Annotated in this window: 27 protein-coding genes and 1 riboswitch; of the genes, 17 read left to right on the top strand and 10 right to left on the bottom strand. The window is 63.9% G+C overall.

Translation table 11 applies throughout. The features are described from left to right. Nucleotides 1-102: 102 nt before the first annotated feature. The 5 genes from dnaB to rpsF all read right to left on the bottom strand — a co-directional run bounded on the left by dnaB (nt 103) and on the right by rpsF (nt 3,058). On the bottom strand, nt 103-1,512 hold the full coding sequence (gene dnaB, locus J5J83_RS16995) for a replicative DNA helicase (protein ID WP_212351141.1): 1,410 nt from the start codon (nt 1,510-1,512) through the stop codon (nt 103-105). A gap of 92 nt (nt 1,513-1,604) precedes the next feature. Continuing rightward, on the bottom strand, nt 1,605-2,054 hold the full coding sequence (gene rplI / locus J5J83_RS16990) for a 50S ribosomal protein L9 (RefSeq protein ID WP_212351140.1): 450 nt from the start codon (nt 2,052-2,054) through the stop codon (nt 1,605-1,607). A 15-nt stretch (nt 2,055-2,069) separates the two neighbouring features. After that, a complete protein-coding gene (gene rpsR, locus J5J83_RS16985; protein WP_108949753.1) occupies nt 2,070-2,345 on the bottom strand; it encodes a 30S ribosomal protein S18 in 276 nt (91 codons plus the stop codon). Nucleotide 2,346: 1 nt separating this feature from the next. Beyond that, complete coding sequence (priB, locus tag J5J83_RS16980; protein ID WP_212351139.1) at nt 2,347-2,661, bottom strand: primosomal replication protein N; 315 nt, start codon at nt 2,659-2,661, stop codon at nt 2,347-2,349. Nucleotide 2,662: 1 nt separating this feature from the next. Next, nucleotides 2,663-3,058: a 30S ribosomal protein S6 gene (gene rpsF, locus J5J83_RS16975; RefSeq protein ID WP_212351138.1), complete on the bottom strand. Its 396-nt coding sequence runs from the start codon at nt 3,056-3,058 to the stop codon at nt 2,663-2,665. A 268-nt stretch (nt 3,059-3,326) separates the two neighbouring features. Between rpsF and J5J83_RS16970 the strand changes: the two genes are divergently transcribed. Continuing rightward, entirely contained in the window at nt 3,327-3,665 is a 339-nt protein-coding gene (locus J5J83_RS16970) for a hypothetical protein (RefSeq protein ID WP_212351137.1), read from the top strand. 27 nt (nt 3,666-3,692) lie between these two features. On the opposite strand, the gene hrpA is transcribed toward J5J83_RS16970, so the two are convergent. Beyond that, complete coding sequence (gene hrpA, locus J5J83_RS16965; RefSeq protein ID WP_249116046.1) at nt 3,693-7,760, bottom strand: ATP-dependent RNA helicase HrpA; 4,068 nt, start codon at nt 7,758-7,760, stop codon at nt 3,693-3,695. A 283-nt stretch (nt 7,761-8,043) separates the two neighbouring features. Here hrpA and J5J83_RS16960 point away from each other — a divergent pair, with 283 nt between their 5' ends. The 12 genes from J5J83_RS16960 (at nt 8,044) to mgtE (ending at nt 18,938) form a co-directional block, all read left to right on the top strand. Continuing rightward, the gene (locus J5J83_RS16960; RefSeq protein ID WP_212351135.1) at nt 8,044-8,751 is read left to right on the top strand and encodes a hypothetical protein; all 708 of its coding nucleotides are present in this window, start codon (nt 8,044-8,046) and stop codon (nt 8,749-8,751) included. A gap of 87 nt (nt 8,752-8,838) precedes the next feature. Next, a complete protein-coding gene (locus J5J83_RS16955) occupies nt 8,839-9,357 on the top strand; it encodes a DUF2478 domain-containing protein (protein WP_212351134.1) in 519 nt (172 codons plus the stop codon). Continuing rightward, nucleotides 9,353-9,655, top strand: a complete 303-nt coding sequence (locus tag J5J83_RS16950; RefSeq protein WP_212353347.1) for a YkgJ family cysteine cluster protein — start codon at nt 9,353-9,355, stop codon at nt 9,653-9,655. The genes J5J83_RS16955 and J5J83_RS16950 overlap by 5 nt, the downstream gene beginning before the upstream one ends. A gap of 36 nt (nt 9,656-9,691) precedes the next feature. Continuing rightward, nucleotides 9,692-10,516 carry an undecaprenyl-diphosphate phosphatase gene (locus tag J5J83_RS16945; protein WP_212351133.1) on the top strand — a complete coding sequence of 275 codons (825 nt, stop codon included), beginning with the start codon at nt 9,692-9,694 and terminating at the stop codon, nt 10,514-10,516. Between the two features lie 70 nt (nt 10,517-10,586). Then, nucleotides 10,587-11,168, top strand: a complete 582-nt coding sequence (locus tag J5J83_RS16940) for a YqiA/YcfP family alpha/beta fold hydrolase (RefSeq protein WP_212351132.1) — start codon at nt 10,587-10,589, stop codon at nt 11,166-11,168. Continuing rightward, on the top strand, nt 11,165-12,013 hold the full coding sequence (locus tag J5J83_RS16935; RefSeq protein WP_212351131.1) for a class I SAM-dependent methyltransferase: 849 nt from the start codon (nt 11,165-11,167) through the stop codon (nt 12,011-12,013). Before J5J83_RS16940 ends, J5J83_RS16935 begins: the two co-directional genes overlap by 4 nt. Nucleotides 12,014-12,024: 11 nt before the next feature. After that, nucleotides 12,025-12,942 (top strand): EamA family transporter RarD, encoded by a 918-nt coding sequence (gene rarD, locus J5J83_RS16930; protein ID WP_212351130.1) that lies wholly within the window; start codon nt 12,025-12,027, stop codon nt 12,940-12,942. A 66-nt stretch (nt 12,943-13,008) separates the two neighbouring features. Further along, on the top strand, nt 13,009-14,907 hold the full coding sequence (locus J5J83_RS16925; protein WP_212351129.1) for an RNB domain-containing ribonuclease: 1,899 nt from the start codon (nt 13,009-13,011) through the stop codon (nt 14,905-14,907). A gap of 53 nt (nt 14,908-14,960) precedes the next feature. Beyond that, nucleotides 14,961-15,824 (top strand): energy transducer TonB, encoded by an 864-nt coding sequence (locus J5J83_RS16920; protein WP_249116045.1) that lies wholly within the window; start codon nt 14,961-14,963, stop codon nt 15,822-15,824. Between the two features lie 30 nt (nt 15,825-15,854). Further along, nucleotides 15,855-16,688, top strand: a complete 834-nt coding sequence (gene aroE / locus J5J83_RS16915; protein WP_212351127.1) for a shikimate dehydrogenase — start codon at nt 15,855-15,857, stop codon at nt 16,686-16,688. Further along, on the top strand, nt 16,685-17,377 hold the full coding sequence (mtgA, locus tag J5J83_RS16910; RefSeq protein ID WP_212351126.1) for a monofunctional biosynthetic peptidoglycan transglycosylase: 693 nt from the start codon (nt 16,685-16,687) through the stop codon (nt 17,375-17,377). Before aroE ends, mtgA begins: the two co-directional genes overlap by 4 nt. A 118-nt stretch (nt 17,378-17,495) precedes the next feature. Next, complete coding sequence (gene mgtE, locus J5J83_RS16905; protein WP_212351125.1) at nt 17,496-18,938, top strand: magnesium transporter; 1,443 nt, start codon at nt 17,496-17,498, stop codon at nt 18,936-18,938. A gap of 34 nt (nt 18,939-18,972) precedes the next feature. Here the strand turns inward: mgtE and J5J83_RS16900 are convergent, their stop codons facing one another. The 4 genes from J5J83_RS16900 to J5J83_RS16885 all read right to left on the bottom strand — a co-directional run bounded on the left by J5J83_RS16900 (nt 18,973) and on the right by J5J83_RS16885 (nt 22,617). After that, complete coding sequence (locus tag J5J83_RS16900; protein WP_212351124.1) at nt 18,973-19,548, bottom strand: TMEM165/GDT1 family protein; 576 nt, start codon at nt 19,546-19,548, stop codon at nt 18,973-18,975. Nucleotides 19,549-19,552: 4 nt separating this feature from the next. After that, a riboswitch (yybP-ykoY riboswitch) is annotated at nt 19,553-19,725 on the bottom strand. 44 nt (nt 19,726-19,769) lie between these two features. Next, on the bottom strand, nt 19,770-21,053 hold the full coding sequence (hemL, locus tag J5J83_RS16895) for a glutamate-1-semialdehyde 2,1-aminomutase (protein WP_212351123.1): 1,284 nt from the start codon (nt 21,051-21,053) through the stop codon (nt 19,770-19,772). 123 nt (nt 21,054-21,176) lie between these two features. After that, entirely contained in the window at nt 21,177-21,821 is a 645-nt protein-coding gene (gene thiE / locus J5J83_RS16890; protein ID WP_212351122.1) for a thiamine phosphate synthase, read from the bottom strand. Next, complete coding sequence (locus J5J83_RS16885; protein WP_249116043.1) at nt 21,814-22,617, bottom strand: PfkB family carbohydrate kinase; 804 nt, start codon at nt 22,615-22,617, stop codon at nt 21,814-21,816. Before J5J83_RS16885 ends, thiE begins: the two co-directional genes overlap by 8 nt. A gap of 147 nt (nt 22,618-22,764) precedes the next feature. On the opposite strand from J5J83_RS16885, the gene J5J83_RS16880 reads away from it, so the two are divergent. The 4 genes from J5J83_RS16880 (at nt 22,765) to J5J83_RS16865 (ending at nt 24,311) form a co-directional block, all read left to right on the top strand. Then, nucleotides 22,765-22,917: a rubredoxin gene (locus tag J5J83_RS16880; protein ID WP_212353345.1), complete on the top strand. Its 153-nt coding sequence runs from the start codon at nt 22,765-22,767 to the stop codon at nt 22,915-22,917. Between the two features lie 101 nt (nt 22,918-23,018). Next, nucleotides 23,019-23,405 carry a twitching motility response regulator PilG gene (pilG, locus tag J5J83_RS16875; RefSeq protein ID WP_212351120.1) on the top strand — a complete coding sequence of 129 codons (387 nt, stop codon included), beginning with the start codon at nt 23,019-23,021 and terminating at the stop codon, nt 23,403-23,405. 21 nt (nt 23,406-23,426) lie between these two features. Further along, the gene (locus tag J5J83_RS16870; protein WP_212351119.1) at nt 23,427-23,792 is read left to right on the top strand and encodes a response regulator; all 366 of its coding nucleotides are present in this window, start codon (nt 23,427-23,429) and stop codon (nt 23,790-23,792) included. A gap of 6 nt (nt 23,793-23,798) precedes the next feature. Then, nucleotides 23,799-24,311: a chemotaxis protein CheW gene (locus tag J5J83_RS16865; protein ID WP_212351118.1), complete on the top strand. Its 513-nt coding sequence runs from the start codon at nt 23,799-23,801 to the stop codon at nt 24,309-24,311. Nucleotides 24,312-24,318: the final 7 nt, after the last annotated feature.

The following is a 24,318-nucleotide window of genomic DNA, read 5'->3' as shown; positions in this document are numbered from 1 at the left end:
ACCAGAAACTCAAATGCGTTTCGCGGTGAAGAGGTGCGCATTATAGACACCCCATGAACGAATGCAAGAACTAAATTCAAGAAAGTCCTCAACAGGCGCAAATTATTCCTGCGGCGCCATGAACCCGCCGCCACCGGCAAAGTTCTCGAAGCGGGTGTATTCACCGAAGAAGGTCATGCGCACGGTGCCGGTGGGGCCGTTCCGGTGCTTGCCGATGATGAGCTCCGCCGTCCCTTTGTCCGGGGAGTCCGGGTTGTAGACCTCATCGCGATAGATGAACATGATGATGTCGGCGTCCTGCTCGATGGCGCCCGATTCGCGCAAGTCGGACATGACCGGACGCTTGTTCGGACGCTGCTCCAGGCTCCGGTTGAGCTGCGACAGCGCGATGATCGGCACATGGAGCTCCTTGGCGAGGGATTTGACCGAGCGTGAGATCTCCGAGAGTTCGGAGGCCCGGTTGTCACTGTCGCGCGTGCCGGTCATGAGCTGCAGGTAGTCGATCACGATCAGGCCAAGCCGTCCGCACTGGCGCGCCAGACGCCTGGCACGGGCGCGCAGGTCGATCGGGTTCAGGCCGGGCGTCTCGTCGATATACAGGGGCGCGTCATAGAGCTTGCCCATGGCCACGGTGAGCCGTTGCCAGTCGTCGTCGGTGAGGCGACCGCTGCGGATCTTCTGCATGTCGATGCGGCCGACCGAGGCGATGAAGCGGGTCGCCAGCTGCGTGCCCGGCATTTCCATAGAGAAAATGGCAACCGGCAGGCGCGCCTCGACGGCCACATGCTCAGCTACGTTCAGCGCGAAGGTAGTCTTGCCCATTGCCGGACGGCCGGCAACGATGATCATGTCGGACGGCTGCAGACCGGAGGTCTTGTCATCCAGATCGGCAAAACCGGACGGGACGCCCGTCACCTCGGAGGCACTGTCGCGGTCGTAGAGTTCCTGCACGCGATCGACGACCTGCTTCAGAATCGGCTGAATGACCTGAAAGCCCGTTGTGTTGCGCGCCCCCGCTTCGGCGATCTCGAACACCCTCGCTTCAGCCTCGTCGAGCAACATCTTGGCGTCCTTGCCAGAAGGACTGAGCGCGCTTGCGGCAATATTGTCGCCTACGGCCACCAGCTTGCGCAGGATTGCGCGTTCGCGAACGATTTCGGCGTAGCGGCGAATATTTGCCGCCGAAGGCGTATTGTTCGCAATCTCGGCCAGATACGCCAAACCACCCGACTGTTCCGCCTCGCCGAGCTTCTCTAGCGACTCGAATACGGTGACCACATCGGCAGGCTTGCCGAAATCAATCAGCTTGGAAATCTGGCGAAATATCCGCCGATGGTCGTCGCGATAGAAGTCCGCCTCGTTGACCAGATCCGCCACCCGCTCCCAGGCGGAGTTGTCCAGCAGAATGCCACCAATGAGTGACTGCTCCGCCTCGAGCGAATGAGGCGGCAGCTTGATGGACGCCATCTGGGGGTCCAGCGCGTCGTCGGGGAATCTGCGTGAAGTCGCCATGGTGTGCCTGAGCAAGTATTGGACAGCGGAGGGACATTCTAAAAACAAAGGGGCTGCCTAGGCAGCCCCTTCTGGATCGCAAACCGCAGCGATTAATGCTCGCCCAGCACCGAAACGGTGATGGAGACAACCACGTCGGCGTGCAGCGCGACGTCGAGCTGGGTATCGCCGATCTGCTTCAGGTGACCCTGCGGCATGCGGATCGCCGAACGATCGATTTCGAAGCCCTGTGCAGCAATCGCCTCAGCCACGTCGATGTTGCTGACGGAGCCGAACAGGCGACCATCCATGCCGGACTTGCGGGTGATCTGGACCATCAGGCCGTCGATCTTGGCGCCCAGCGCCTGCGCTGCAGCCAGCTTGTCGGCCTGAAGGCGCTCGAGCTCGGCGCGACGCGCCTCGAACTCGGCCATGTTGCTGGTCGTGGCACGCTTGGCCAGCCCCTGGGGGATCAGGTAGTTGCGCGCGTAACCGTCCTTGACCTTGACCACGTCGCCCAGGCCACCGAGCTTGCCCACTTTTTCGAGAAGAATGATTTGCATGATGTCTTTCCTCTCTTACTGGTGCAGGTCGGTGTAAGGCATCAGCGCCAGGAAGCGCGCACGCTTCACGGCAACCGACAGCTGACGCTGGTAGCCGGCCTTGGTACCGGTGATGCGCGCCGGCATGATCTTGGCGTTTTCAGTGATGAAGTCCTTGAGGATGTCCACATCCTTGTAGTCGACTTCTTCGATCTTCTCCGCGGTAAAGCGGCAGAACTTGCGACGCTTGAACAGACCACGGTTGCCGCGGTCGTCCTTCTTCTTGAACTTGGACTTGGGCTTGAAAGCCATTTCAGTATCCTTCTACAAATTCGATCTTGTTCAGATGCAGCACCGGCGCACGACTGCGAAGACTCTTCGCGGCCAGAAAACCCGATACCGTCACATTCACTCCGGGGCCCGCACTCGCCAGCACGGCGGCCAGCTCACCAATCGCAACTGCCTGCAACTCAACCGAAACATCACGATCCACACCGGATTCGCACTGTTTCGACGCATGAGCCAGCAAACATCCCGCTACCGGGACCCCCGCAGGCGTTCTCCGCAAGGGAAGCAACTCGGCGATGCGCGCCGTCAGACGAAGTTCATTCAACCCCGTTTCGGCCACCTCAGGCCGAAGCGGACTCGGACGCCTCGGCCGACTTCGCTTCTTCGCCGGCAGCCGGAGCGGTCAACGAGCGGGATTTCTCTTCCTTCATCATCGGCGACGGCGTGGTGACAGCCTTCTTCGTCTTGATGGTCAGATGGCGCAGCACGGCATCGTTGAACTTGAATGCGTGCTCAAGCTCGGCGAGGGTTTCACCGTCGCACTCGATGTTCATGAGCACGTAGTGAGCCTTGTGAACCTTCTGGATCGGGTAAGCCATCTGGCGGCGGCCCCAGTCTTCCAGGCGGTGGATCTGGCCGTTGCGGGCGGTGACGATCGTCTTGTAACGATCGATCATCGCCGGGACCTGTTCGGACTGGTCCGGGTGGACGATGAATACGATTTCGTAGTGTCGCATGCAGACTCCTTGCGGTTATTGAAAGTCAGCCCCCCGGCATGCGAGACCGGTGGAGCAAGGTGAAGCGCGGAATAGTAACAAGAAAGTCAGAGAAAACAAAGGTCACTTCGCGAAACTGTCAAGCCTTGCCCGCCCTCCGGGCTCAAGCCTGCTTACACTCTGTGCCTTCGCCCCAACGCCGCCTCACCTACTATCGTTACAGCGAGCACATCGGCTAGAGAAAGCCGTGAAGCACGCTCCAACCAATGAACCACTCAGAGGCACGAACATGAACTCGGCAAACAATCGACTCCTCACGGCCCTTGTGTGCGGCGTGCTGATGGCCGCAGGCAGTGCAGCTCATGCCGATCGGGGCGATGATCGCCGCTGGTCGCACGCCGATCGCCATGAGCGCGGCCATTACCATGACCACTACGATCGCCGCTACGACAACACGCGCACGATCATCCGCGAACGCGTCGTCATTCGTGACGTCCCGCGCTATTACCGCCAGCGCGAGGTGCGCGAGTATTACTACGCGCCGCCGGTACGAAGCTACGGCTACAGTAGCGATCCGGCCCTGGTGATCGGTCTGAGCATTCCGCCGATCGTCATCCCCTTGCGCTGACCATGCTGGAGCGGCCGTGCATCAGCATCAGCGCGGCCGGCTATCCCAGATCTTCTGCAGCCGCTTGACGGAGACCGGCATCGGTGTTTTCAGTTCCTGGGCGAACAGCCCGACCCTCAATTCCTCAAGCAGCCAGCGGAACGCCTCCAGTTGCGGGTCGGTGACGCCAGCACGGCGCTTGGCCGCCTGCTCGCGCTCCCACGCCTGCGCCAGCGCTTTCCACTCCGACATCAGCTGGGCATCACGCGCAGGATTGTTACGGAGTTTATCGAGACGAATCGACGCGGCTTTCAAATAGCGCGGAAATTGTGACTGGTGCTCCCACGGGATACCGACCAAAAAGTCTCGCGGCATCAGCGCTGCGACTTGCCCCTGAATATCGGCGGCGACATCCGGGAACGCCTTCAGCCCCGCAAGGCGCTTGTGCAAGGACGCGTGCTCACTCAGGAGTTGAGTGCACAAGCGCATGAATTCCTGCGCAACCAGTGTGACCCGTGACTTGGCCTCGACGCAGCGCTGCTCGAATGACGCTTCGTCTGCAGGCAGCGGCTCGATCAGGCAGCAGCGAGTCAGCGTCGCCTGCACCAGACGTGCCTTGAGCTCGGCCTCGGTACCAAAATTCATGTACTGCAGGGCCAGGTCGCGCAGACCGGGGAGACGCTCGATGGCGCGCACCTGATCCTTGAGCGAAAGCGCAAACAGGCGGGTCAGCCCCCCCCGATGGACGCGTGCGGCTTCCTCCGGAGTGTCGTAGGGCCGCAATGACACACTGTCGCCATCGTCATGCAGTGCAGGAAACCCGATGACCTCACGCCCCGCAACCTTGAGCTCCAGCAGTTCGGGCAAGGCACCAAAGGACCACGCAGTCACACCGCTCAGTGCAGACCCGGCTGGCGTGAAACTACCCGCGTCCTCGAGTGCCGGCACGGCCCCAGCGTCTTGACCCCGTCCATTGACCGCCCTCTTCTCTTTCGTCGGGCGATCATCTTTACCCCTTTCGGGCACCGGTGCGGCGACCGCGCCAGCAGCCTCCAGCGCTCCGGCAAGCGCGCCATCGATCTTCGCCGCCTTGAAGCGCGCCGCCACCTGGTCACGGAAACGTGCGCGCAATTCGGACAGATTGCGCGACTGCCCCATCACCCGCCCGTGCTCGTCGATCACCCGCAGATTCATGAAGCAATGCGGCTTGAGGTTCTCGACACGAAAGCTCTCCAGTGGCAGTTTGAGCTGGACACGGTCCTCGACGAAGCGCTGCAACATGCGCAGCAGCGGCTCATCCGTATCGAAGGCGCCGGCGTCGAAATCGGCCATGAAGGCGGCTGCGCTTTCGCTCATCGGCTGCAGTCGGTGGCGGTGCTTTTGCGGCACGGTCTTGAGCAGGGCGGTAATCTTCTCCTCCAGCAGACCGGGCACCAGCCACTCGCAGCGATTGGCCGGAATCTGGTTGAGCATGGCCAGCGGCACGGTGAGCGTCACGCCGTCGTCGGCATCGCCTGGCTGGTGAAGATAGCTCAGGGTCAGCTTCTGTCCCAGCACCTCGAATTTGGTCGGGAAGCGCTCGGTGGTGATACCCTCCGCCTCATGCCGCATGAGCTGGTCGCGCGACAGGTAAAGCAGCTTCGGCTCGCTCTTTTCCGCGGTTTTGCGCCAGGATTCGAAGCTGGCAAGGTCATCGACATCGGGCGGGATACGGCTATCGTAGAAGGCCTCGATCAGCGTCTCGTCGACCAGCACGTCCGGCCGCCGCGATTTGTGCTCCAGGCGTTCGATTTCAGCCACAAGGCGCTGGTTGTGAGACAGGAAACCCATGTTGCGGGCAGCGCCGTCGGCGATCTCGCCCGCCACCAGCCCCTCGCGAATGAACAATGCCCGACACAGCGCCGGATCGGTATCGCGATAACCCACGCCGCGCCGGGGGTAGATCACCAATCCATACAAAGTGCCCCGAGCCCAGGCGCGTACGGCACCGGACGCCTTCGACCAATGTGGCTCGAACACCTGCGTCCGTAGCAGGTGCGCACCCACCTCTTCCACCCATTCGGGCTCGATGCGGGCAATGCAGCGCCCGAACAGGCGCGAAGTCTCAACCTGTTCGGCACACATGATCCACTTGCCCGCCTTCTTCGCCAGCGTCGAGCCTGGATGGGGCCAGAACTTGATGCCACGCGCACCGAGATAGCTGCCCGCCTGGGGGCCGGAGGCATCTTCGACCTTGCAGCCGATGTTGCCCAGGAGTCCCGCCAGTAGTGCCTTGTGAATGGTCTCGTAATTGGCGGGGAGCTGGTTCTCCTTCCAGCCGTGTTCGGCACACAGCGCATGAAGCTGGGTGAACACGTCACGCCATTCGCGCATCCGCATCCACGACAGGAAGTGCTGCTTGCACCACGCCTTCTGCTTACTCACCGATTCATGGCGCTGAAGCTCATCCCAGGCCTTCCACAGGTGCAGATACCAGAGAAACTCCGAACGCTGATCCTGCTCACCACCACGAAATTTCGCATGCGCCTGGTCTGCGCCGCCCGGCCCTTCCTGCGGTCGCTCGCGCGGATCCTGCACCGACAGCGCCGCTGCAATGACCAGCAGTTCTGCCAGGCAACCACGGTCACGCGCGGCCAGGATCATGCGCCCGATGCGCGGATCGAGCGGCAGCTTGGCCAGCTCGGCCCCGCTCGGGGTCAGCGTGCGCGCATCGTCATCCGTGACCGCGCCCAGTTCGGCAAGCGACGCGTAGCCATCGCCAATCAGGCGCGAGCCGGGCGCATCGATGAAGGGGAAATCCTCTACCGTACCCAGCCGCAGCGCTTTCATGCGCAGGATCACGCCCGCCAGCGACGAACGCAGGATCTCGGGATCGGTGTGGGCCTGACGCCGGGCAAAGTCGTCCTCGTCGTATAGCCGGAAGCAGATGCCGTCCATCACCCGCCCGCAGCGTCCCGCTCGTTGCTGTGCCGCGGACTGGGCAATCTTTTCGATCTGCAACTGCTCGACCTTGTTGCGCGGTGAATAGCGCTTGACCCGCGCCAATCCGGTGTCCACCACGTAGCGAATACCGGGCACGGTGAGCGAGGTCTCGGCAACGTTGGTCGACAGCACTACCCGACGCCCCTTAGACGGCGAAAACACCTTCGCCTGGTCCTGTGCCGACTGACGCGCAAACAAGGGCAGGATCTCGGTACCCGGCAGATGCTGGGCCTTGCGCAGCGCCTCGGCGGCTTCGCGGATCTCGCGCTCGCCGGGCAGGAACACCAGCACGTCACCGGGCCCGCAGCGCTGCGCCTCGTCGACCGCATCGACGATCGCATCGAGCAGGTCGCGCGCCCTGTTCTTGCGGAGTGGCGTGCGCTCTCCCCCGCGTGCGGCCGGCTTCGCCTCCTCCTCTTCCACCGGGCGGTAGTGCATGGTGATCGGATATAGGCGGCCCGACACCTCGATCACCGGCGCCGGCTTGCCTGCGGCATCGGCAAAATGACGCGCGAATCGATCGGCGTCTAGCGTGGCCGAGGTCACGATCACCTTGAGATCGGGGCGTCTGGGCAACAGCGTGCGCAGATAGCCGAGCAGGAAATCGATATTCAGGCTGCGCTCGTGCGCCTCATCGATGATGATCGTGTCGTAGGCGGCGAGCAGCGGATCGGTCTGGGTCTCCGCCAGCAGGATGCCGTCGGTCATCAGCTTGATATGGCTTGACGCGGTGAGTTTGTCGGTGAAACGGATCTTGTAGCCGACCGCCTGCCCCAATGGACTGTCGAGTTCCTGCGCGATGCGCGACGCTGTCGCGCGTGCTGCCAGGCGCCGCGGCTGGGTGTGACCGATGAGCCCGGCGGCGCCGCGCCCCAGGGTCATGCAGATCTTGGGCAGCTGGGTCGTCTTGCCGGATCCGGTCTCGCCACAGACGATGACGACCTGATGTGCCGTCAGGGCCTCGGCGATCTCCTCGCGCCGCGCGGACACCGGCAGCTCAGGCGGAAACTCCGGCTTCGGCAGCGCCGCCCGGCGCGCTGCCAGCGCGGTGCGCGAGCGATCCAGCAGGGCGTCGTAACTTTCCTGCAGCTTTTGCTTGCGCGCCTCGTCGCCGCGCTTCAGTTCGCGCGCCATGCGCCGCAAACGGGGACGGTCGATGCTGAGGCAGTCGTCGAAATCAGGTGTCGCCACGAATACTGGCGAGCGAGGGTGTCTACTCATTTGAACTCTTGATGCTGCCGCGCATGCGAAGACCTGTTCATGCTCGGCGATGGCGCATTCGGATCGGATGCGAGGGCGCCGCGGAAGCTGCAGGCGGCGACGTAACGACCTGCATTATCCCAGCAGAGCAGCCTCCTCGCAGCATCCGGCGCACGCATCGGCCCGATATACTCTTCAAAACCGCACCCACACTGCCATGGCTGACACCCTCACCCCTCCGCAGCCGACACTGCGCATGCATCTGTTCGACGCCTCGGGCGGGCTGGGCTATCACCTTCGCGCGCTGCATCACCGGCGCACGCTGTGGGCACCGTTCATCGCCCAAGTCGCGACATGGCTCGATTCCTGGCATGTCCCGACCACGCATCTCGTCATCGTCGGCCCATCCGCCGGCTACACGCTCAACGAAGGCTTTCTTCAGCGCTTCGACCGCGTCACGGTACTTGAACCCGATCCGCTCGCCCGCTTTCTGCTGCGCCAGCGCTTTCCGCGCATCCGCATGGATTGCGAAACACTTGACTGCCTGTCCGCAGGCAATGGTCCGCAGTGGCTTGCGCAGTGCTATCCCGACGCCAGCATCCTGTTCACCAATGTCCTCGGACAATCTCCGGCGCTGAGCACCCTGCCGCGCTGGATGGATGAACTCCGCACAGCGCTCGCGGGGCATTTCTGGGCGAGCTGGCATGATGTGCTCTCGGCCACCACGCCACCGCTGGCCGACGGTGACCGCCCGCTCGAGCCTGCAAACACCCTCCCGGAACTGGCCGGCCGCTGCTGGCGCTGGCCCACGGAGGTATGCGATCACGACAGTTTCGGCCTCGTCGGCCGCCAGGAAGGGCTCGCCCTGTGGCATCTGGCGCCCGGACAATGGCAGATCGTCGAATGGGGGACGCACTCGCCCTGAGGCCACGGACGGGCCACCTCACACGCCCCTGTGCGACCTCACCGCCGGATGCGACAATCACGACTCTGCCCTCGCCCATAGCCGATCATGCCGACCCTGCCGATTGCCGCCATTCTGTACACGCCCGACATCAACGTCGAGGCCTTGCTCGTGCGCGTCGCCAACGAACTTCGTGCGCGAGGCGTGCGTCTTGGCGGCGTTATCCAGCATGACATCGCCACCGCAATCAATGACCCCTGTGCGATGGAGCTCGAGGACCTCAGCAGCGGAGAGCGTTTCTCGCTGTCGCAGGAACTGGGCAGCGGATCGGAAGCCTGCAGGCTCGACCCGGCGGCGCTGGCCCATGCTTCGGTGGCGGTGCGGAATTCGGTGGAAGCGGGCGCGCAACTGGTCATGATCAACAAGTTCGGCGCGCAGGAAGCCAACGGTGACGGTTTGCGCGACGAGATGGGCTTCGCCGTCGTCTCCGGCACCCCCTTGCTGACCGCAGTCGGCAGGCGCTTCATGCCCGAGTGGGAAGCCTTCACTGGTGGCGAATGCACCCTGCTGGATCCGAGCTACGACAGCGTGATCGCCTGGTGGGACGAGCTCTCGCGTGCCGATTGAGACGAAGTGCCGACCCGGCTGCGCCGCCTGCTGCATCGCACCGTCCATTTCCAGCCAGATTCCCGGCATGCAGAACGGCAAACCGGCCGGTGTGCGCTGCATTCAGCTCGACGACCGGGATCGCTGCCGACTCTTCGGCGACCCGCGCCGCCCGCAAGTGTGCAGCAGCCTGCAGCCGGCGGCAGACATGTGCGGCGATACGCGCGAGCATGCGATGCACTGGCTGACCGAGCTCGAGCGCCTGACGTTCACCACCGCAGATCGACATTTGCCGCAGCGCAACACTACAGCCGTATAATCCTTTTTTCATTCTATTCGACTGCGGCGAATCCATATGGATATCCAGCTCCTCCTGACCGCGACCATCCTTGGCATTCTCGAGGGTCTGACCGAGTTCCTGCCGGTATCCTCCACCGGCCACCTGATCATCGTCGCCGATTTGCTCGGCTATACCGACGACACCAGCAAGGTGTTCGAAATCGTCATCCAGCTCGCAGCCATCCTCGCGGTGTGCTGGGATTACCGTGACCGGCTGATTTCAGTGGCCAGCGGCCTGCGCTCCGAACCCGAGGCCCAGCGCTTCGTCGGCAAGCTGTTTGTCGCCTTCCTGCCGGCGGCAGTGCTGGGGCTGCTGTTTCACTCCACGATCAAGGCCGTGCTGTTCAACCCCCTGACGGTTGCGACGGCGCTGGTGATTGGCGGCTTCATCATCATCTACGTCGAGAAGCGGGCCTATCACCCGCGGATACAGACGCTCGACGCCATTGGCTGGGGCGATGCGCTCAAGATCGGATTCGCCCAGGCACTGGCCATGATTCCGGGCACCTCGCGCTCCGGTGCGACAATCATGGGCGGGCTGGTCTTCGGCCTGTCGCGCAAGACCGCAGCCGAGTTCTCCTTCTTCCTCGCCATTCCGACCATGTTCGCGGCCACCGTCTACGACCTGTACAAGAACTGGTCGCTGCTCAGACTCGACGACGTTCCGGTATTCGTCGTCGGCTCCATCGCCTCTTTCGTGGCGGCGATGTGGGCCGTGAAGAGTTTCATCCGCTTCATCTCCAATCACACCTTCATCGTCTTTGCCTGGTATCGCATCGTGTTCGGCCTGATCGTGCTGGCGACCTGGCAGCTCGATCTCGTGTCCTGGAGCGCCCCCTGATCCAGGTGGCGCTTAACGGCAGCCCCGGTGGCAGGCTAAACTGAGCTGCCGTCAACGTCATACCGCCTCCATGATCATCTATCTGCACGGCTTTCGCTCCGCCCCGGCATCGATCAAGGCCCGGTCACTGCAGCGACACATGAGTGCACGCGGTCTGGCCGATGCCTTCTGGTGCGAACAACTGCCGGTTTCCGCGAACGCGGCAATCGCGCTGATCGAAGCGCAGATCGCGCGGGCCAAACGGGATTCGAAGGGCGTCGAGCCGACGCTGGTGGGCAGTTCGCTCGGCGGCTACTACGCCACCTGGCTGGCCGAGCGCCACGGACTGCGCGCGGTACTGGTCAACCCCGCGGTGGTGGCACCGCTCTCGCTCGAAGCCTACGTGGGCCCGCAGACCAATCTGTACACGGGGGAGCGCTTCGACTTCACACCGAAACACATCGATGAACTGCGCGCGCTCGACGTCGCAGCCATTACCCGCCCCGAGCGCTACTGGCTGCTGGCGGAAACCGGAGACGAGGTCCTCGACTACCGCCACGCCGTGAGCAAGTACGCCGGCGCGCGTCAGACCGTCCTCCCCGGCGGGGATCACGGCTTCTCACGCTGGCAGGATTACCTGGACGCAGTCCTCGAATTCGCGGGCCTGACATGAGCGGCGGTTTCGACTCCCGGCGCTTCAAGTCCATGGAACGTGCCGGATTCAATCGCATCGCCGCACGCTATGCCGATGGCGCGCATCTGCGCGCAGCACTCGCACACGCCTTGCTCGACGCTGCCGCGCTTGCCCCGGGACTGCGCGTACTCGACCTTGCCAGCGGCCCCGGGCTGCTCGCGGCCGATGCGGCCCGTCGCGTCCGCCCCGGTGGCATGGTGCTCGCCACCGACATCGCCGAGGGCATGTTGCTCGAGGGCGCCCGGCGCGTCACGGACCGCGACATCGACCTGCTGTTTTCCGCGGCCGACGCCGAGCACCTGTGCCTGGCCGACGCCAGCGTCGATCGGGTGCTTGCCGGTCTGGCACTGTTCATGTTTCCGCACCCGGAACACGCGCTGTCCGAAGTCCGGCGCGTGCTGGCACCCGGCGGACGCATCGCCTTGTCGGTATGGGGGACGCGCGACGACGTACCTTTGATCAGTCGTGCCCAGGATTGCATTGCACGCCTGCTGCCACCGCCGAAGGTCGCCCGACCGTCGGTGTTCCGCTTCGGCGACCCGGCCCAGCTGCAGGCCATGCTGGAGAATGCGGGTTTCACCGAGGTCGGCATAGCCGCCTGCGACTTCAGTTGCAGTTTCGACGATGCCGAAAGCTACTGGCAGGCCTTTCTCGACCTGGCCGGCGGCGCCGCCGAGGCGCTCTCGCGGCTTCCCGACACCACGCAACAGGCTTTGCGCGAAGCGGTCGGCGCAGATCTCGCGCAACACCCTCGAACCGACGGCCGTCCCGGTTGCAGCGTTCCCGCACGTGCGCTGATCGCCACCGCAACACGCCCAATCTGAACGCTGAACACATGACCTACGCTCCTGACGCCGCAGCAGAGCTGCGCCGCGGCACCCTCGCCGCACTGGCGGCTTTCAGCATCTGGGGCCTCATGCCGCTTTACTTCCGTGCGGTGGGCGAGGTACCACCGTTCGAGATCGTTGCTCACCGGGTGCTGTGGTCTCTGGTGTTTCTGGCCGCCCTGATCGCGCTCGTCCCAGGCGCGGGTCGCTTCAGCGCCATCGGCGCGGTGCTACGACAACCCCGCCTGACAGCGCTTCTGGCCCTGACTGCCTCCCTCACCGGCAGCAACTGGCTGGTATTCGTGTGGTCCATCGACGCCGGACGGCTGATCGAAGCCAGCCTGGGCTACTTCATCAATCCGCTGGTGAGCGTACTGCTCGGCCGCCTGTTCCTCGGCGAGCGTCTGCGCCCACTGCAGACGCTGGCGGTCGGCATTGCTGCCGCCGGTGTGTGCTGGCGCATCTGGCAGGTCGGGACGCTGCCCTGGATCGCGCTCTTTCTGGCCGCCACCTTCGGTCTGTACGGGTTGCTGCGCAAGCGCGCGCCGGTCGACCCGATCGGCGGCCTCTTCATCGAAACGCTGGTGACCGCACCCATCGCGCTGCTGTGGCTGGCATGGCTCGACATGCATGGAGAACTCCGCTTTGGCAGCACCCTTCATCTCGACCTGCTGCTGCCGCTGGCGGGCATACTGACCGCCATCCCGCTGATGCTGTTCGCGGTCGGAGCCCGGCGACTCCCCCTTGCCACGCTCGGCTTTCTGCAATATCTGGCGCCCAGCCTGAATTTTCTCATTGCGATCATGCTCTTCCGGGAACCCTTCGACCACGGCCAACTGATCGGTTTCCTGATGATCTGGACGGCGCTTGCCATATACAGCGCCGACATGCTGCGCCACGCAGCCGGCCAGCGCCGGACACAATGAAGGTTTAGGGCCTGAGGGCCGAATCCAGTAAACTGTGCGGCTTGCTCAATATGCTGGCGGTCGCTGATGTTCGTGCTGTTTGAAGAGGACGGGGCTTTCAAGGCTGGAACGATCCTCGCTGATAACGATGCCTCCCTGCAGGTGGAGAACACCCATGGGAAGCGACTCAAGATCAAGCGGGCAAACGTTCTGCTCGATTTTCGCGAGCCGTCTCCGGCGGATCTGCTGACCCGCGCCGAGCGTGCTGCCGAGGAGCTCGACACCGAGTTCCTGTGGGAAGTCTGTGGCGACGACGAGTTCGCCTTCGGCGATTTCGCCGCCGAATACTACGGTCACCCCCCCGCTCCGGTCGAATCCGCGGCGGTGCTGCTGCGTCTGCATTCGGCACCGGTGTGGTTCCATCGCAAGGGCAAGGGCCGGTTTCGCAAGGCCCCGGCCGACATCCTGCAGGCCGCGCTCGCCGGGCAGGAGAAGAAGCGCCAGCAGGCGCTGGCGATCGACAAGATGCGCAGCGAACTGGTCGAGGGTCGCCTGCCGGCCGAGTTCGACGGCATGCTGCAGCAGATTCTCTACCGCCCGGACCGTAACCGCATCGAGGTCAAGGCACTGGAAGCGGCCTGCGTCGATACCGGACTGAGCGCGGCCCGCCTGCTGCTCAAGTGCGGCGCACTGTCGTCGAGCTACGACTACCACTACAACCGTTTCCTGTTCGAGCAGTTCCCGGACGGGGTGCGGTTTCCCGAGATCGAGCCGCCGACGATGCCCGCTGCCTTGCCGCGCGCCGATGTCGCCGCGTTCTCGATCGACGACGCCACCACCACCGAGATCGACGACGCCTTCTCGGTCACGCCGAGGGCCGAAGGCGGCTGGCGGGTGGGCATCCATATCGCCGCACCGGCGCTGGGCTTCGGCCGCGGCTCGAAGCTCGATGCCGTCGCTCGCCAGCGCCTGTCCACCGTGTACATGCCGGGCAACAAGATCACCATGCTGCCAGACGAGGTGGTCGACGCCTTCACCCTGGCCGCAGGTCGAGACTGCCCAGCCATTTCGCTCTATCTCGATGTCAGATCCGACCTCACCATTACTGCCCACGAAAGCCGAGTGGAGATCGTGCCGATCGTCGCCAACCTGCGACATCACGACATCGAACCGGTATTCAACGAGGACACCATCCACGACGGCGGCCCCGACTTCCAGTGGAAGCGCGAGCTGACGCTGCTGTGGGATCTGGCCACCATCCTCGAAGCAGGACGCGGCAAGCCGTCCGCGCACAACAACCAGGTCGACAACAATTTCTACGTCGACTGGCAGCAGCAGACCGAGGACGGTCCCGGCTACATCACCATCGGCCAACGCCTGCGCGGCTCGCCAATGGACAAGCTGGTGGCCGAGATGATGATCCTGGCCAACAGTACCTGGGGCAAACTGCTCGACGATGCCGGCGTGCCCGGCCTGTACCGTGCCCAGGGCGGTGGCAAGGTGCGCATGACCACGGTCGCCGCACCGCACGAAGGCCTGGGTGTCGATTGCTACGCCTGGTCGAGCTCGCCGCTGAGACGCTATGTCGATATGGTGAACCAGTGGCAGATCATCGCCGTGCTGACCGGCGCCGAAGCACCTTTCGCACCCAAGTCAGCCGAACTGATGGCCATCCTGCGTGACTTCGAAGTCACCTACGCCGAATACAGCGAGTTCCAGCGCCGCATGGAGCGTTACTGGTGCCTGCGCTGGCTGCGGCAGGCCAAACCTGCGACTATCGACGCCAAGGTTCTGCGCGACAATCTCGTCCGCCTCGAGGAGATTCCGCTGATTTTCAAGGTCCCTTCGCTGCCGCCGCAGTTGCCCGGCTCGCGGGTGCGTCTGCTCATCGAGGGCAGTGATCTGGTCGACGTCGAAGTCAGCGCACGCTATCTCACCACCCTGTCCGAACCCGACCCGGACGCAGAGGAAGAAGCCGAGTACTGATCCGGCATTCATACCTACGCATGGCCCAGCCCATCTCCCAGTATCTCCGAGCCATGGATGCCGCCACCCGGCATCGCGGCAATGCGCGGCTGGCAATCGCCCTGGCGCTGTCGCTGGCCGTGCACGGCATGGTGCTCAGTATCGGCGTACGCATGCCCGAGGCGAATCCGGCAAAGGACCGCGGGCTCGAGGTGGTGCTGGTCAACGCCCGCCACCGCGCGCCACCACCCGAGGCCGACGTGCTCGCGCAGGCAAATCTCGAAGGCGGGGGTAGCAGCGATGACAAGCTTCGTCCCAAGTCACCACTGCCGCCGCAGGAAAGCCGTGCCGACGGCAACGCACTGGTCGAGGCGCGCAAGCGCCAGCCACAGGACGTCGAACGCCCGAAGCAGAACGTGATCACGCAACGCACGTCCACCGCGGTCGTGGCCGACGAACGTCCCGTCGATGAAACCGTGCAGACACCCGACGTCACCAGCGGACTGGACCTTCTCGACAGCGCCGCCGCCATCGCCCGCGTCGAGGCCCAGATCGACCGCACCCTCGAAGAGTATGCTCAGCGGCCACGCAAACGCATCATCGGCGCTCGCGCGCGCGAGTACCGCTTTGCCCAGTATGTGGAAGACTGGCGGCTCAAGATCGAACGCATCGGCACCCTGAACTACCCCGAGGCCGCGCGCGGCAAACTCTATGGCAGCCTGCTGCTATCGGTCACGATTCGTGCCGACGGCAGCGTCGAGCGGGTGCAGGTGAGCCGCAGTTCGGGCCACACGCTGCTCGATGAGGCAGCGGTCCGCATCGTGAACATGGCCGCACCTTACGCCCCCTTCCCGCCGGACATCCGAAAGGATACGGACATGCTGGAAATTTCCCGTACCTGGACCTTCACCAACAAGGATCAGGTGCGCGCCAACTGAAACGCACCGCCGCCCACAACGAGCCCGACCATGGACCAATACGCCGTCATCGGCCATCCGATTGCCCACAGCAAATCGCCCCGCATTCATGCGGCCTTTGCTAGCCAGACCGCCCAACCGCTCGAATATCAGGCCCTGCTTGCGCCGCTGGACGGCTTCGTGGCAGCGGTGCAGGCCTTTCGCGCCGCCGGCGGGCTCGGCATGAACGTGACCGTACCGTTCAAGCTCGAAGCCTTTGCGCTGGCCGATCGCCATACCGCACGCGCGCAGACAGCGGGAGCGGTCAACACCCTTGCATTCGACGAATCCGGCATCCTTGGCGACAATACCGACGGTGCCGGGCTGGTGCGCGACCTGGTGCACAATCTGCAATGCCCGCTTGCCGGCCGCCGTATCCTGCTGCTGGGCGCCGGCGGCGCAGCGCGCGGCGCAATGCTGCCACTGTTGCAGGCCGCCCCTTCCAGCCTGACCCTGGCCAACCGTACGGAAAGCAAGGCTGCCGAACTGGTTCGCACGTTCGGACACTACGCGGGCGCCATCGAACTGCACGCCAGCAGCTATTGCGCGCTTGCCGGCGCGCAGTTCGACGTCGTCATCAATGCCACCTCCGCCAGTCTCGCCGCCGAAGCACCGCCATTGCCCGACGGGATCTACGCTCAGGACGCACTGGCCTACGACATGATGTATGGCAGTTCCGACACAGCCTACATGCAGAGCGCCCGTGCCGCTGGCGCAAGCCGCGTGGCTGACGGTCTCGGCATGCTGGTCGAGCAGGCCGCGGAGAGCTTTGCGCTGTGGCGCGGCGTCCGCCCGCTCACCGCCCCCGTGCTGACTGCGCTGCGCAACGAGTTGCGCCCTGCATGAAGCAGGCGCTGCGCTGGCTCGGCCGCGGGCTGCTTGCCCTGGTCGTGCTGTTTCTCCTCTGGCAACTGTGGTTCCTCGGCCACGTCGCGTGGTGGAGCCAGGTCGACCCGGGCAGCACGAGCTTCATGCGCCTGAGACTCGCGGAATTGCGCGCATCCGACCCCAAAGCGGTATTGCGACAGCGGTGGATGCCGTATGAGCGCATCTCCACCCACCTCAAGCGGGCAGTGGTCGCCGCCGAGGATGACCGCTTCATCGATCACGAAGGCTTCGACTGGGAAGGTATCCAGCACGCGCTGGAAAAGAACGAACGCAAGGGGCGTGCGGTCTCCGGCGGCTCGACCATCAGCCAGCAGCTGGCGAAAAACCTGTTCCTGTCGCCATCGCGCAGCTACCTGCGCAAGGGGCAGGAAGCGCTCATCACCGTGATGATCGAAGCACTCTGGAGCAAGCGGCGGATTCTCGAGGTGTATCTCAACGTGGTGGAGTGGGGGAAGGGTATCTTCGGAGCGGAAGCGGCCGCACAACGTTATTTTGGCGTCTCGGCCGACCGTCTGGGACCGGCCGAGAGTGCCCGCCTCGCCGTCATGCTGCCCAATCCGCGCAAGTACGAGAACAATTTCGGTCCGCGCCTAGCCGCGCACGCCGAACGAATTCGCGCCCGCATGGGCTATTCGCAGATCCCCTGATCCCAGCGCGCATCAGGCCGGCGGGTTTTTATGATCCGGTAACGGTTTCGGGGTCGCGTGGCTGCGGGCAAGTCCGTAGAATCCGCCTTTCACCCACCCGCCAACGCGAAGTGCAGCGATGACCATGGAAGAGGAACTGCATCCCGATGACGTCCAGCAGCACCTGCGCGATGTGCAGGCGCTGCTTGCACGTCAGCGGGTCGCGGAAGACCTTGTCCACCGCCAGGACATGCCGCGCCATGAGCTGGTGGAAAACCTGGTGCACAAACAGCACGAAGCGGCGCTACGCAATAAGCTCGACGCCCTTCACTCGGCTGACATTGCCTATATCCTCGAGGCCCTGCCGCCCGAGGAGCGTCTCTATGTCTGGGACCTGGTCAAGGCCGAACGCGACGGCGACATCCTGCTGGAAGTCTCGGATGCGGTGCGCGAATCGCTCATCGAAACCATGGAACCGCACGAGCTCAAGGCCGCCGCGGAAACCCTGGATGCTGACGAGCTCGCCGACCTCGCGCCCGACCTTCCGCCCGAGATCATCCAGGACGTCTATCAATCGCTCGATACCGAGGGCCGCGAGCAACTGCGCGCGGCAATGTCCTACCCGGAGGACTCGGTCGGCGCGCTGATGGATTTCGACATGGTAACGGTGCGCGAAGACATCACCCTGGAGGTGGTGCTGCGCTATCTGCGGCGCTTCGAGGAGTTGCCCGACCACACCGACAAGCTGTTCGTGATCGATCGCGACGATCACCTGATGGGGATTCTCTCGCTCGAGTCGCTGCTGATCAACGACCCGGAAAAGGAAGTCTCGGAGGTCATGCGCGACGAAACCGTCATCAGTTTCGCCCCCGACGACCCTGCTGACGACGCTGCCCAGGCTTTCGAGCGTTATGACCTGGTGTCGGCGCCAGTGGTGGACCGGCACAAACGCGTCATCGGCCGCCTCACGGTGGCGGATGTCGTCGACTACATCCGCGAGGAATCCGAAGCCGAGATCCTGAGCCATGCAGGCTTGCGTGAAGAAGAGGACATTTTCGCGTCGGTGTGGGATTCGGTGAAGAACCGCTGGGCCTGGCTGGCAGTGAATCTCGTGACCGCCTTCATCGCGTCGCGCGTGATCGGCGCCTTCGAGGGCTCGATCGAGCGCCTTGTCGCGCTCGCTGCATTGATGCCCATCGTGGCCGGTATCGGCGGCAATTCGGGCAACCAGACCATCACCATGATCGTACGCGCCATCGCCATGGGCCAAGTGAAACAAAGCGCGATGCAGCGCCTGCTCAAGAAGGAGCTGGGCGTGGCGCTGTTCAATGGCGTCGTCTGGGGCGGTCTGCTGGGCGCGCTCACCTGGTGGCTGTATGGAAGCGTATCGCTGGGCCTTGTCATGACCTCAGCGATGACGCTCAATCTGTTGCTGGCGGCCTTCGCCGGGGTCACGATTCCGATGCTGCGTCAGCGCCTCGGCGCCGACCCGGCCATTGGCGGGTCGGTGATGATCACTGCACTGACCGACTCGGGCGGCTTCTTCATCTTCCTCGGTCTGGCAACGCTGTTCCTGCTCTGAACCGACGCTGCGGCGGATTCAAGGCAGCGTCGGTTCAGATTCCGATCGCGGCACCTGCGCCAAGCAGGGTCGCCACCCCGAGGAGCGCAAAGATCAACGCAGCGATGCCGTGCACCAGACGCACGGGCATCTTGTCCGCTATCTTGCCACCAAGCACCACGGCCGGGACGTTCGCAATCATCATGCCGACCGTCGTACCCGCCACGACCCAGGCGAGGCTCTGATACTGCGCCGCGAGCGCGACGGTCGCGACCTGCGTCTTATCCCCCATTTCGGCCAGAAAGAAGGCGATCAGCGTGGTGCCAAATGCACCGAACCGGGCAAGCTTTGCGTCCTCCTCGTCGAAACTGTCGGGAATCAGCGTCCACACGGCCATTGCGATGAAGGAGATGCCAAGCACCCAGCGCAGCGTCGTCGGCCCCATCAGCGTCGTGATCCACGAACCGAGGGCGCCTGCGAAACCATGATTGGCGAGCGTTGCGATGAGGATCCCGGCAATGATGGGCCAGGGCTTGCGGAATTTTGCCGCCAGGATGAAGGCGAGCAACTGCGTCTTGTCGCCCACTTCGGCCAGGGCGACGATGCCGGTTGATACGAGGAATGCGTCCACAATCGATCTCCTGGCCGGAAGAAGACGAATGACCACCCCACCTTTCCGGCCAGTCCGAAGGCAGTGTGGTCAAAGGTCTTGCCAAGCCGGGAAACCGCCTGCGCCATGACCGGATGGCCAAGTATGTTGACGCAGGCCCTTTCGTGCGAAAGGAGGCTACTCCCCAATGACGGGGCGGATTCTACTCAGTGCCGCCGGCGCTGTCCATCCGCCCGCCGCCTTCAGCGCCAGGACGCGAAAATCCGTCGCGCCGCGTCCACCGTCGCCGCGATCTCCGCCTCGCCGTGCGCTGCGGACACGAACCCGGCCTCGAAGGCGGAAGGTGCAAAGTAATGCCCCTCGTCGAGCATCGCATGGAAGAAGCGGTTGAAGGCATCCGTGTCAGACTGCATTACGTCCTTGAAGGAAGCGGGAACTGCCTCGCTGAAATACACCCCGAACATGCCGCCCACCGAGTCGGCGCTGAAGACGACGCCCGCATCGCGCGCGGCGGCACTCAGCCCCGACACGAGTGCGGCGGTGCTGGCACCGAGGCGGTCGTAGAAGCCCGCCGCGCGCGTCAGGCGCAGCGAAACCATGCCGGCGGCCACTGCGACCGGACTGCCCGACAGCGTGCCGGCCTGATAGACCGATCCCAGCGGTGCGATCTTCTCCATGATGTCGCGACGCCCGCCAAATGCGCCCACCGGCATGCCGCCGCCGATGACCTTGCCCAGCGTGGTCAGGTCGGGGGTGATGCCGAACAGACCCTGCACGCCCTGCGGTCCGACACGGAAGCCGGTCATCACTTCATCGAAGATCAGCACTGTGCCGTACTGTGTGCAGATGCGGCGCAACCCCTCGAGAAAACCGGGACGGGGCTTGATCAGGTTCATGTTGCCGGCCATTGGCTCGACGATGATGGCAGCAATCTCGTCGCCCCGCGCCTTGAACACGGCCTCGATCTGGTCGAGGTCATTGAAGTCCAGCACGATGGTGTGCTTGGCAAAGTCGTCCGGCACGCCGCCCGACGACGGATTGCCGAAGGTCAGCAGGCCGGAACCGGCCTTCACCAGCAGGCTGTCGGCGTGGCCATGGTAGCAGCCCTCGAACTTGATGATCGCGTCACGGCCGGTGAATCCGCGCGCCAGCCGGATCGCGCTCATCGTCGCTTCGGTACCGGAACTGACCAGACGCACCATCTCCACCGACGGCAGCATTTCGCAGATAAGTTCGGCCATCTCGACCTCGCTCTCGGTCGGCGCGCCGAAGGACAGCCCTTTGAGCGCCGCCGCACGTACCGCCTCTATGATGTCCGGATGCGCATGGCCGGTAATCGCCGGTCCCCACGATCCGACGTAGTCGATATAGACCTTGCCGTCTGCATCCCATACGCGTGCCCCCTCGGCACGATCGATGAAGCGCGGCGTGCCGCCGACCGAGCGGAAGGCCCGCACGGGAGAATTGACGCCACCGGGAATGGTGCGCTGGGCGCGCTCGAATAGGGCTTGGTTTCGGCTGTTCATGGCTGATTCGTCATCGCATGGCTACGGAATCCGCAATTGTGGCCCCTGAGCCACCGGCGGGTCCACCTGCAGGATCAAAACCGGTGCCCGCCCACCGCAGCCACGCGCCAGAATCGGCAGGCGTCAGAACTTCGCCGCGAAACTGCGCACCCGTGCAGCCGGATCCGACGCAAGAAAAACGTCGCTGATGACCGCCGGAAAATCGGCCCCCGCCGCAATGACGGCATCCACATTGTCGAGCGTGATGCCGCCAATGGCAGCCACCGGTACACCAAGCTCCAGGCGCGCCCGGCGCAGCAGCGCCAGCGGTGCGCGCACCGCATGCGGCTTGGTCGGCGACACGAACATGGCACCAAAGGCCACATAGTCCGCGCCGGCCATTACCCCGGCCTGGGCGCGCGCCCATTCGTCATAACAGGTGACGCCGACAATGCCTGTTGCCCCGAGCGCGGCGCGCGCCTGCGCCGGATCGCCATCGTCGCGCCCGAGATGCACGCCATCGGCGCCGATCGCGAGCGCCAGCCGCAAATCGTCATTGATGATCAGCGGCACGCCCGCCGACCGGCAGATGGCCAGGATGGCACGCGCCTGAGCCTCGCGCACCGCAGCCGAGTCGAGCTTGCTGCGGTATTGCAGCAGCGCCGGACGCCCGGCTACCACCTGCGTGACCTGGGCAATCAGACGCGCGGTATCGGCTTCGTCCGGGGTGACGGCGTAAAGACCGGGCGCCGGCAGGCGCGTGCCCGCCACTCGTGTTGTATCAGACATCCGCGTCGCCCTTGCCTCGCGCCCAGAAGAAGCGGTCGGGAATCGCACGTCCCATCCCGGGCAGGTAGGCATGGCGCAAGGCCTGCTGGGTGAACTCCTGCGCTTCGCGCACCGCCTCGGCCATTGCCATTCCATGCCCCAACGCCGCCGCGGCGGCCGCGGCCATGGTCGCGCCCGCCCCCAGGAATCGCCCGGGCAGACGTTGCCATGCGTCGGTACGAATCACCCCTTGCTCACCGACAAGCATGTTGACCACCTGCGGCCCGTGATCGCCGCCACCAGTCAGCAACACGTACTCGACCCCCAGCTCGATCAGGCGTGCTACGGCCTCTTCAGGCGACAGGGGGTCATCTCCGTCATCATCGATATCGAAGCCTGCCAGGCGCAGGATCTCGTGCCGACTGGCAACCAGCAGCGTCGTCTGCGGCAGGATCAGCTCCGCCAGCACCGCCACGAGGTCGTCCTCGAGTGCGGCATCGGTGTTGGTGTAGAGGGCGGGTTCGACCACCAGCGGGATATCGGGATAATCGGACAGGATTTCCGCGGCGACCGCGGTATTTTCGACGCTGCCGCAGAATCCGAACTTGAAGGCGTGAACCGGAATATCCTCAAGCACCGTGCGCACCTGCGCGGCAAGGACTTCGGGTTCGACGGCATAACAGTCCTCGACGCCGCGGGTATCGCGCACCACCGTCGCAGTCTGCACCGCCAGCGGATGGCATCCCATGCTGGCGAGGGTCAGAATGTCGGACGGCAAACCGCCTCCGCCAGTGGCGTCGGCCGCGGATAGGCACATCACGACGGGCGGTATGTCCGGAATGGCAACAGGCATGGGATCAATGCGCCCGAACTGGCGCGTCCAGTGAAATACGGTAAGATTAAACGCATTTTACTGCCAGCCCGCCATATTTCAGCCATGTCCGAGCAGCCCTTCAGAACCTATATGTGCCTTATCTGCGGCTTCATCTACGACGAGGCTGCGGGTCTGCCGGAAGAGGGCATCCCGCCGGGCACCCGCTGGGAAGACATTCCGCCGAACTGGACCTGCCCCGAGTGCGAGGCACGCAAGGAAGACTTCGAGCTCATCGAGATATGACAGGTGGTGCACCGGAGCACGTCTTTTGGAGTATGCTTCGGGCCAACCGAATTTTGTAGCAGCCTCTTCTTGCAGCGGCTGCGTCTCCGAGGACTGATTGCATGGACCTGACCGGACTCAAGGTGATGGTCATCGACGACAGCAACACGATTCGTCGCAGCGCAGAGATTTTCCTTAGCCAGGCGGGCTGTCAGGTCTTGCTTGCCGAGGACGGTTTCGACGCCCTCTCGAAAATCACCGATCACCATCCCGATGTGATCTTTGTCGATATCATGATGCCTCGTCTGGATGGCTATCAGACCTGCGCGCTGATCAAGAAGAATGCGCGCCTGTCATCCACCCCGGTCATCATGCTTTCCTCCAAGGACGGCCTGTTCGACCGCGCCCGCGGGCGCATGGTCGGATCGGACCAGTACCTGACCAAGCCTTTCACGAAAGACAGTCTGATCAAGGCGGTGGCCGAGCACGCCAACAATCGTCCCCGCTGATTCTCTCGATGGACCCACGCCATGCCGATCAAGAAAATACTCGTTGTCGATGACTCTCCGACCGAACGCCTCGCACTGTCACAGGTGCTGACCAAGAACGGCTACCAGGTCGTGACCGCCGAAAGCGGCGAAGAGGCGATTGCCAAGAGCCGCAGCGAGCAGCCCGATCTCATCCTGATGGACGTCGTGATGCCCGGCATGAACGGCTACCAGGCCACGCGGACGATATCGCGCACCGATGAGACCCGCAGCATCCCCATCATCATGTGTACCAGCAAGGGGCTGGAAACGGACAAGATCTGGGGCATGCGCCAAGGCGCGTTCGACTACATGGTCAAGCCCGTCGAGCATGATGCACTGCTCGCCCGCATCAAGAGCATCGGCTGACCGGTCATGGCAAGACGGATCAGCCTACGCGAGTTCCAGGAGAACCTTTCACGACGTCTGGCTGCCGCACAGACGGGCGAACGCCGCAGTCTCCTCGGCGTACAGGCCGGCAACGAGAACTGGCTGCTTAACCTGTCCGAAAGCGGCGAGATACTGACCCCACCGCCGCTGGCACATGTTCCGCTGACACGCACCTGGTATCGCGGTCTTGCAAACGTGCGCGGCACGCTGTTCGGCGTCATCGATTTTTCGAGCTTCCATGACGGCCCCCCGACCGTTCCTTCCGGCCAGGCACGCCTGCTGCTGATCGGCGCGAAACATGGCGTGCATAGTTCGCTGCTCGTCACCCGCGTGCTGGGTCTGCGCAGTGAAGAGGACTTCGAAGCCGACCACGGCCCTCCGGATGCACGTCCGTGGGTGAAGCAGCGCATGCGGGACGTACAGGATCACGCCTGGCTCAGGCTCGATATCCCGCAGCTGCTCGCTCAGGGGGCATTTCTTGACGCCGGAGCGGATTGAACCGCAA

The sequence above is a fragment of the Azoarcus sp. L1K30 genome, assembly GCF_018122735.1.
Lineage (GTDB): Bacteria > Pseudomonadota > Gammaproteobacteria > Burkholderiales > Rhodocyclaceae > Parazoarcus.
Note: the sequence above shows the minus strand (reverse complement) of the source record. Positions and strands in the feature narration are given on the sequence as shown.

Bases quoted from the DNA above. Each gene is read 5' to 3' on its own strand.
- hemL (WP_212351123.1), bottom strand. From the start codon at position 21,053: ATGAACAGCCGAAACCAAGCCCTATTCGAGCGCGCCCAGCGCACCATT.
- J5J83_RS16935 (WP_212351131.1), top strand. From the start codon at position 11,165: ATGAGCGGCGGTTTCGACTCCCGGCGCTTCAAGTCCATGGAACGTGCC.
- J5J83_RS16925 (WP_212351129.1), top strand. From the start codon at position 13,009: ATGTTCGTGCTGTTTGAAGAGGACGGGGCTTTCAAGGCTGGAACGATC.
- J5J83_RS16880 (WP_212353345.1), top strand. From the start codon at position 22,765: ATGTGCCTTATCTGCGGCTTCATCTACGACGAGGCTGCGGGTCTGCCG.
- J5J83_RS16885 (WP_249116043.1), bottom strand. From the start codon at position 22,617: ATGTGCCTATCCGCGGCCGACGCCACTGGCGGAGGCGGTTTGCCGTCC.
- rpsR (WP_108949753.1), bottom strand. From the start codon at position 2,345: ATGGCTTTCAAGCCCAAGTCCAAGTTCAAGAAGAAGGACGACCGCGGC.
- hrpA (WP_249116046.1), bottom strand. From the start codon at position 7,760: ATGGCGCGCGAACTGAAGCGCGGCGACGAGGCGCGCAAGCAAAAGCTG.
- J5J83_RS16945 (WP_212351133.1), top strand. From the start codon at position 9,692: ATGGATATCCAGCTCCTCCTGACCGCGACCATCCTTGGCATTCTCGAG.
- rpsF (WP_212351138.1), bottom strand. From the start codon at position 3,058: ATGCGACACTACGAAATCGTATTCATCGTCCACCCGGACCAGTCCGAA.
- J5J83_RS16970 (WP_212351137.1), top strand. From the start codon at position 3,327: ATGAACTCGGCAAACAATCGACTCCTCACGGCCCTTGTGTGCGGCGTG.
- J5J83_RS16920 (WP_249116045.1), top strand. From the start codon at position 14,961: ATGGATGCCGCCACCCGGCATCGCGGCAATGCGCGGCTGGCAATCGCC.
- mgtE (WP_212351125.1), top strand. From the start codon at position 17,496: ATGACCATGGAAGAGGAACTGCATCCCGATGACGTCCAGCAGCACCTG.
- dnaB (WP_212351141.1), bottom strand. From the start codon at position 1,512: ATGGCGACTTCACGCAGATTCCCCGACGACGCGCTGGACCCCCAGATG.
- mtgA (WP_212351126.1), top strand. From the start codon at position 16,685: ATGAAGCAGGCGCTGCGCTGGCTCGGCCGCGGGCTGCTTGCCCTGGTC.
- rplI (WP_212351140.1), bottom strand. From the start codon at position 2,054: ATGCAAATCATTCTTCTCGAAAAAGTGGGCAAGCTCGGTGGCCTGGGC.
- J5J83_RS16960 (WP_212351135.1), top strand. From the start codon at position 8,044: ATGGCTGACACCCTCACCCCTCCGCAGCCGACACTGCGCATGCATCTG.
- J5J83_RS16870 (WP_212351119.1), top strand. From the start codon at position 23,427: ATGCCGATCAAGAAAATACTCGTTGTCGATGACTCTCCGACCGAACGC.
- J5J83_RS16955 (WP_212351134.1), top strand. From the start codon at position 8,839: ATGCCGACCCTGCCGATTGCCGCCATTCTGTACACGCCCGACATCAAC.
- thiE (WP_212351122.1), bottom strand. From the start codon at position 21,821: ATGTCTGATACAACACGAGTGGCGGGCACGCGCCTGCCGGCGCCCGGT.
- rarD (WP_212351130.1), top strand. From the start codon at position 12,025: ATGACCTACGCTCCTGACGCCGCAGCAGAGCTGCGCCGCGGCACCCTC.
- pilG (WP_212351120.1), top strand. From the start codon at position 23,019: ATGGACCTGACCGGACTCAAGGTGATGGTCATCGACGACAGCAACACG.
- aroE (WP_212351127.1), top strand. From the start codon at position 15,855: ATGGACCAATACGCCGTCATCGGCCATCCGATTGCCCACAGCAAATCG.
- J5J83_RS16865 (WP_212351118.1), top strand. From the start codon at position 23,799: ATGGCAAGACGGATCAGCCTACGCGAGTTCCAGGAGAACCTTTCACGA.
- J5J83_RS16940 (WP_212351132.1), top strand. From the start codon at position 10,587: ATGATCATCTATCTGCACGGCTTTCGCTCCGCCCCGGCATCGATCAAG.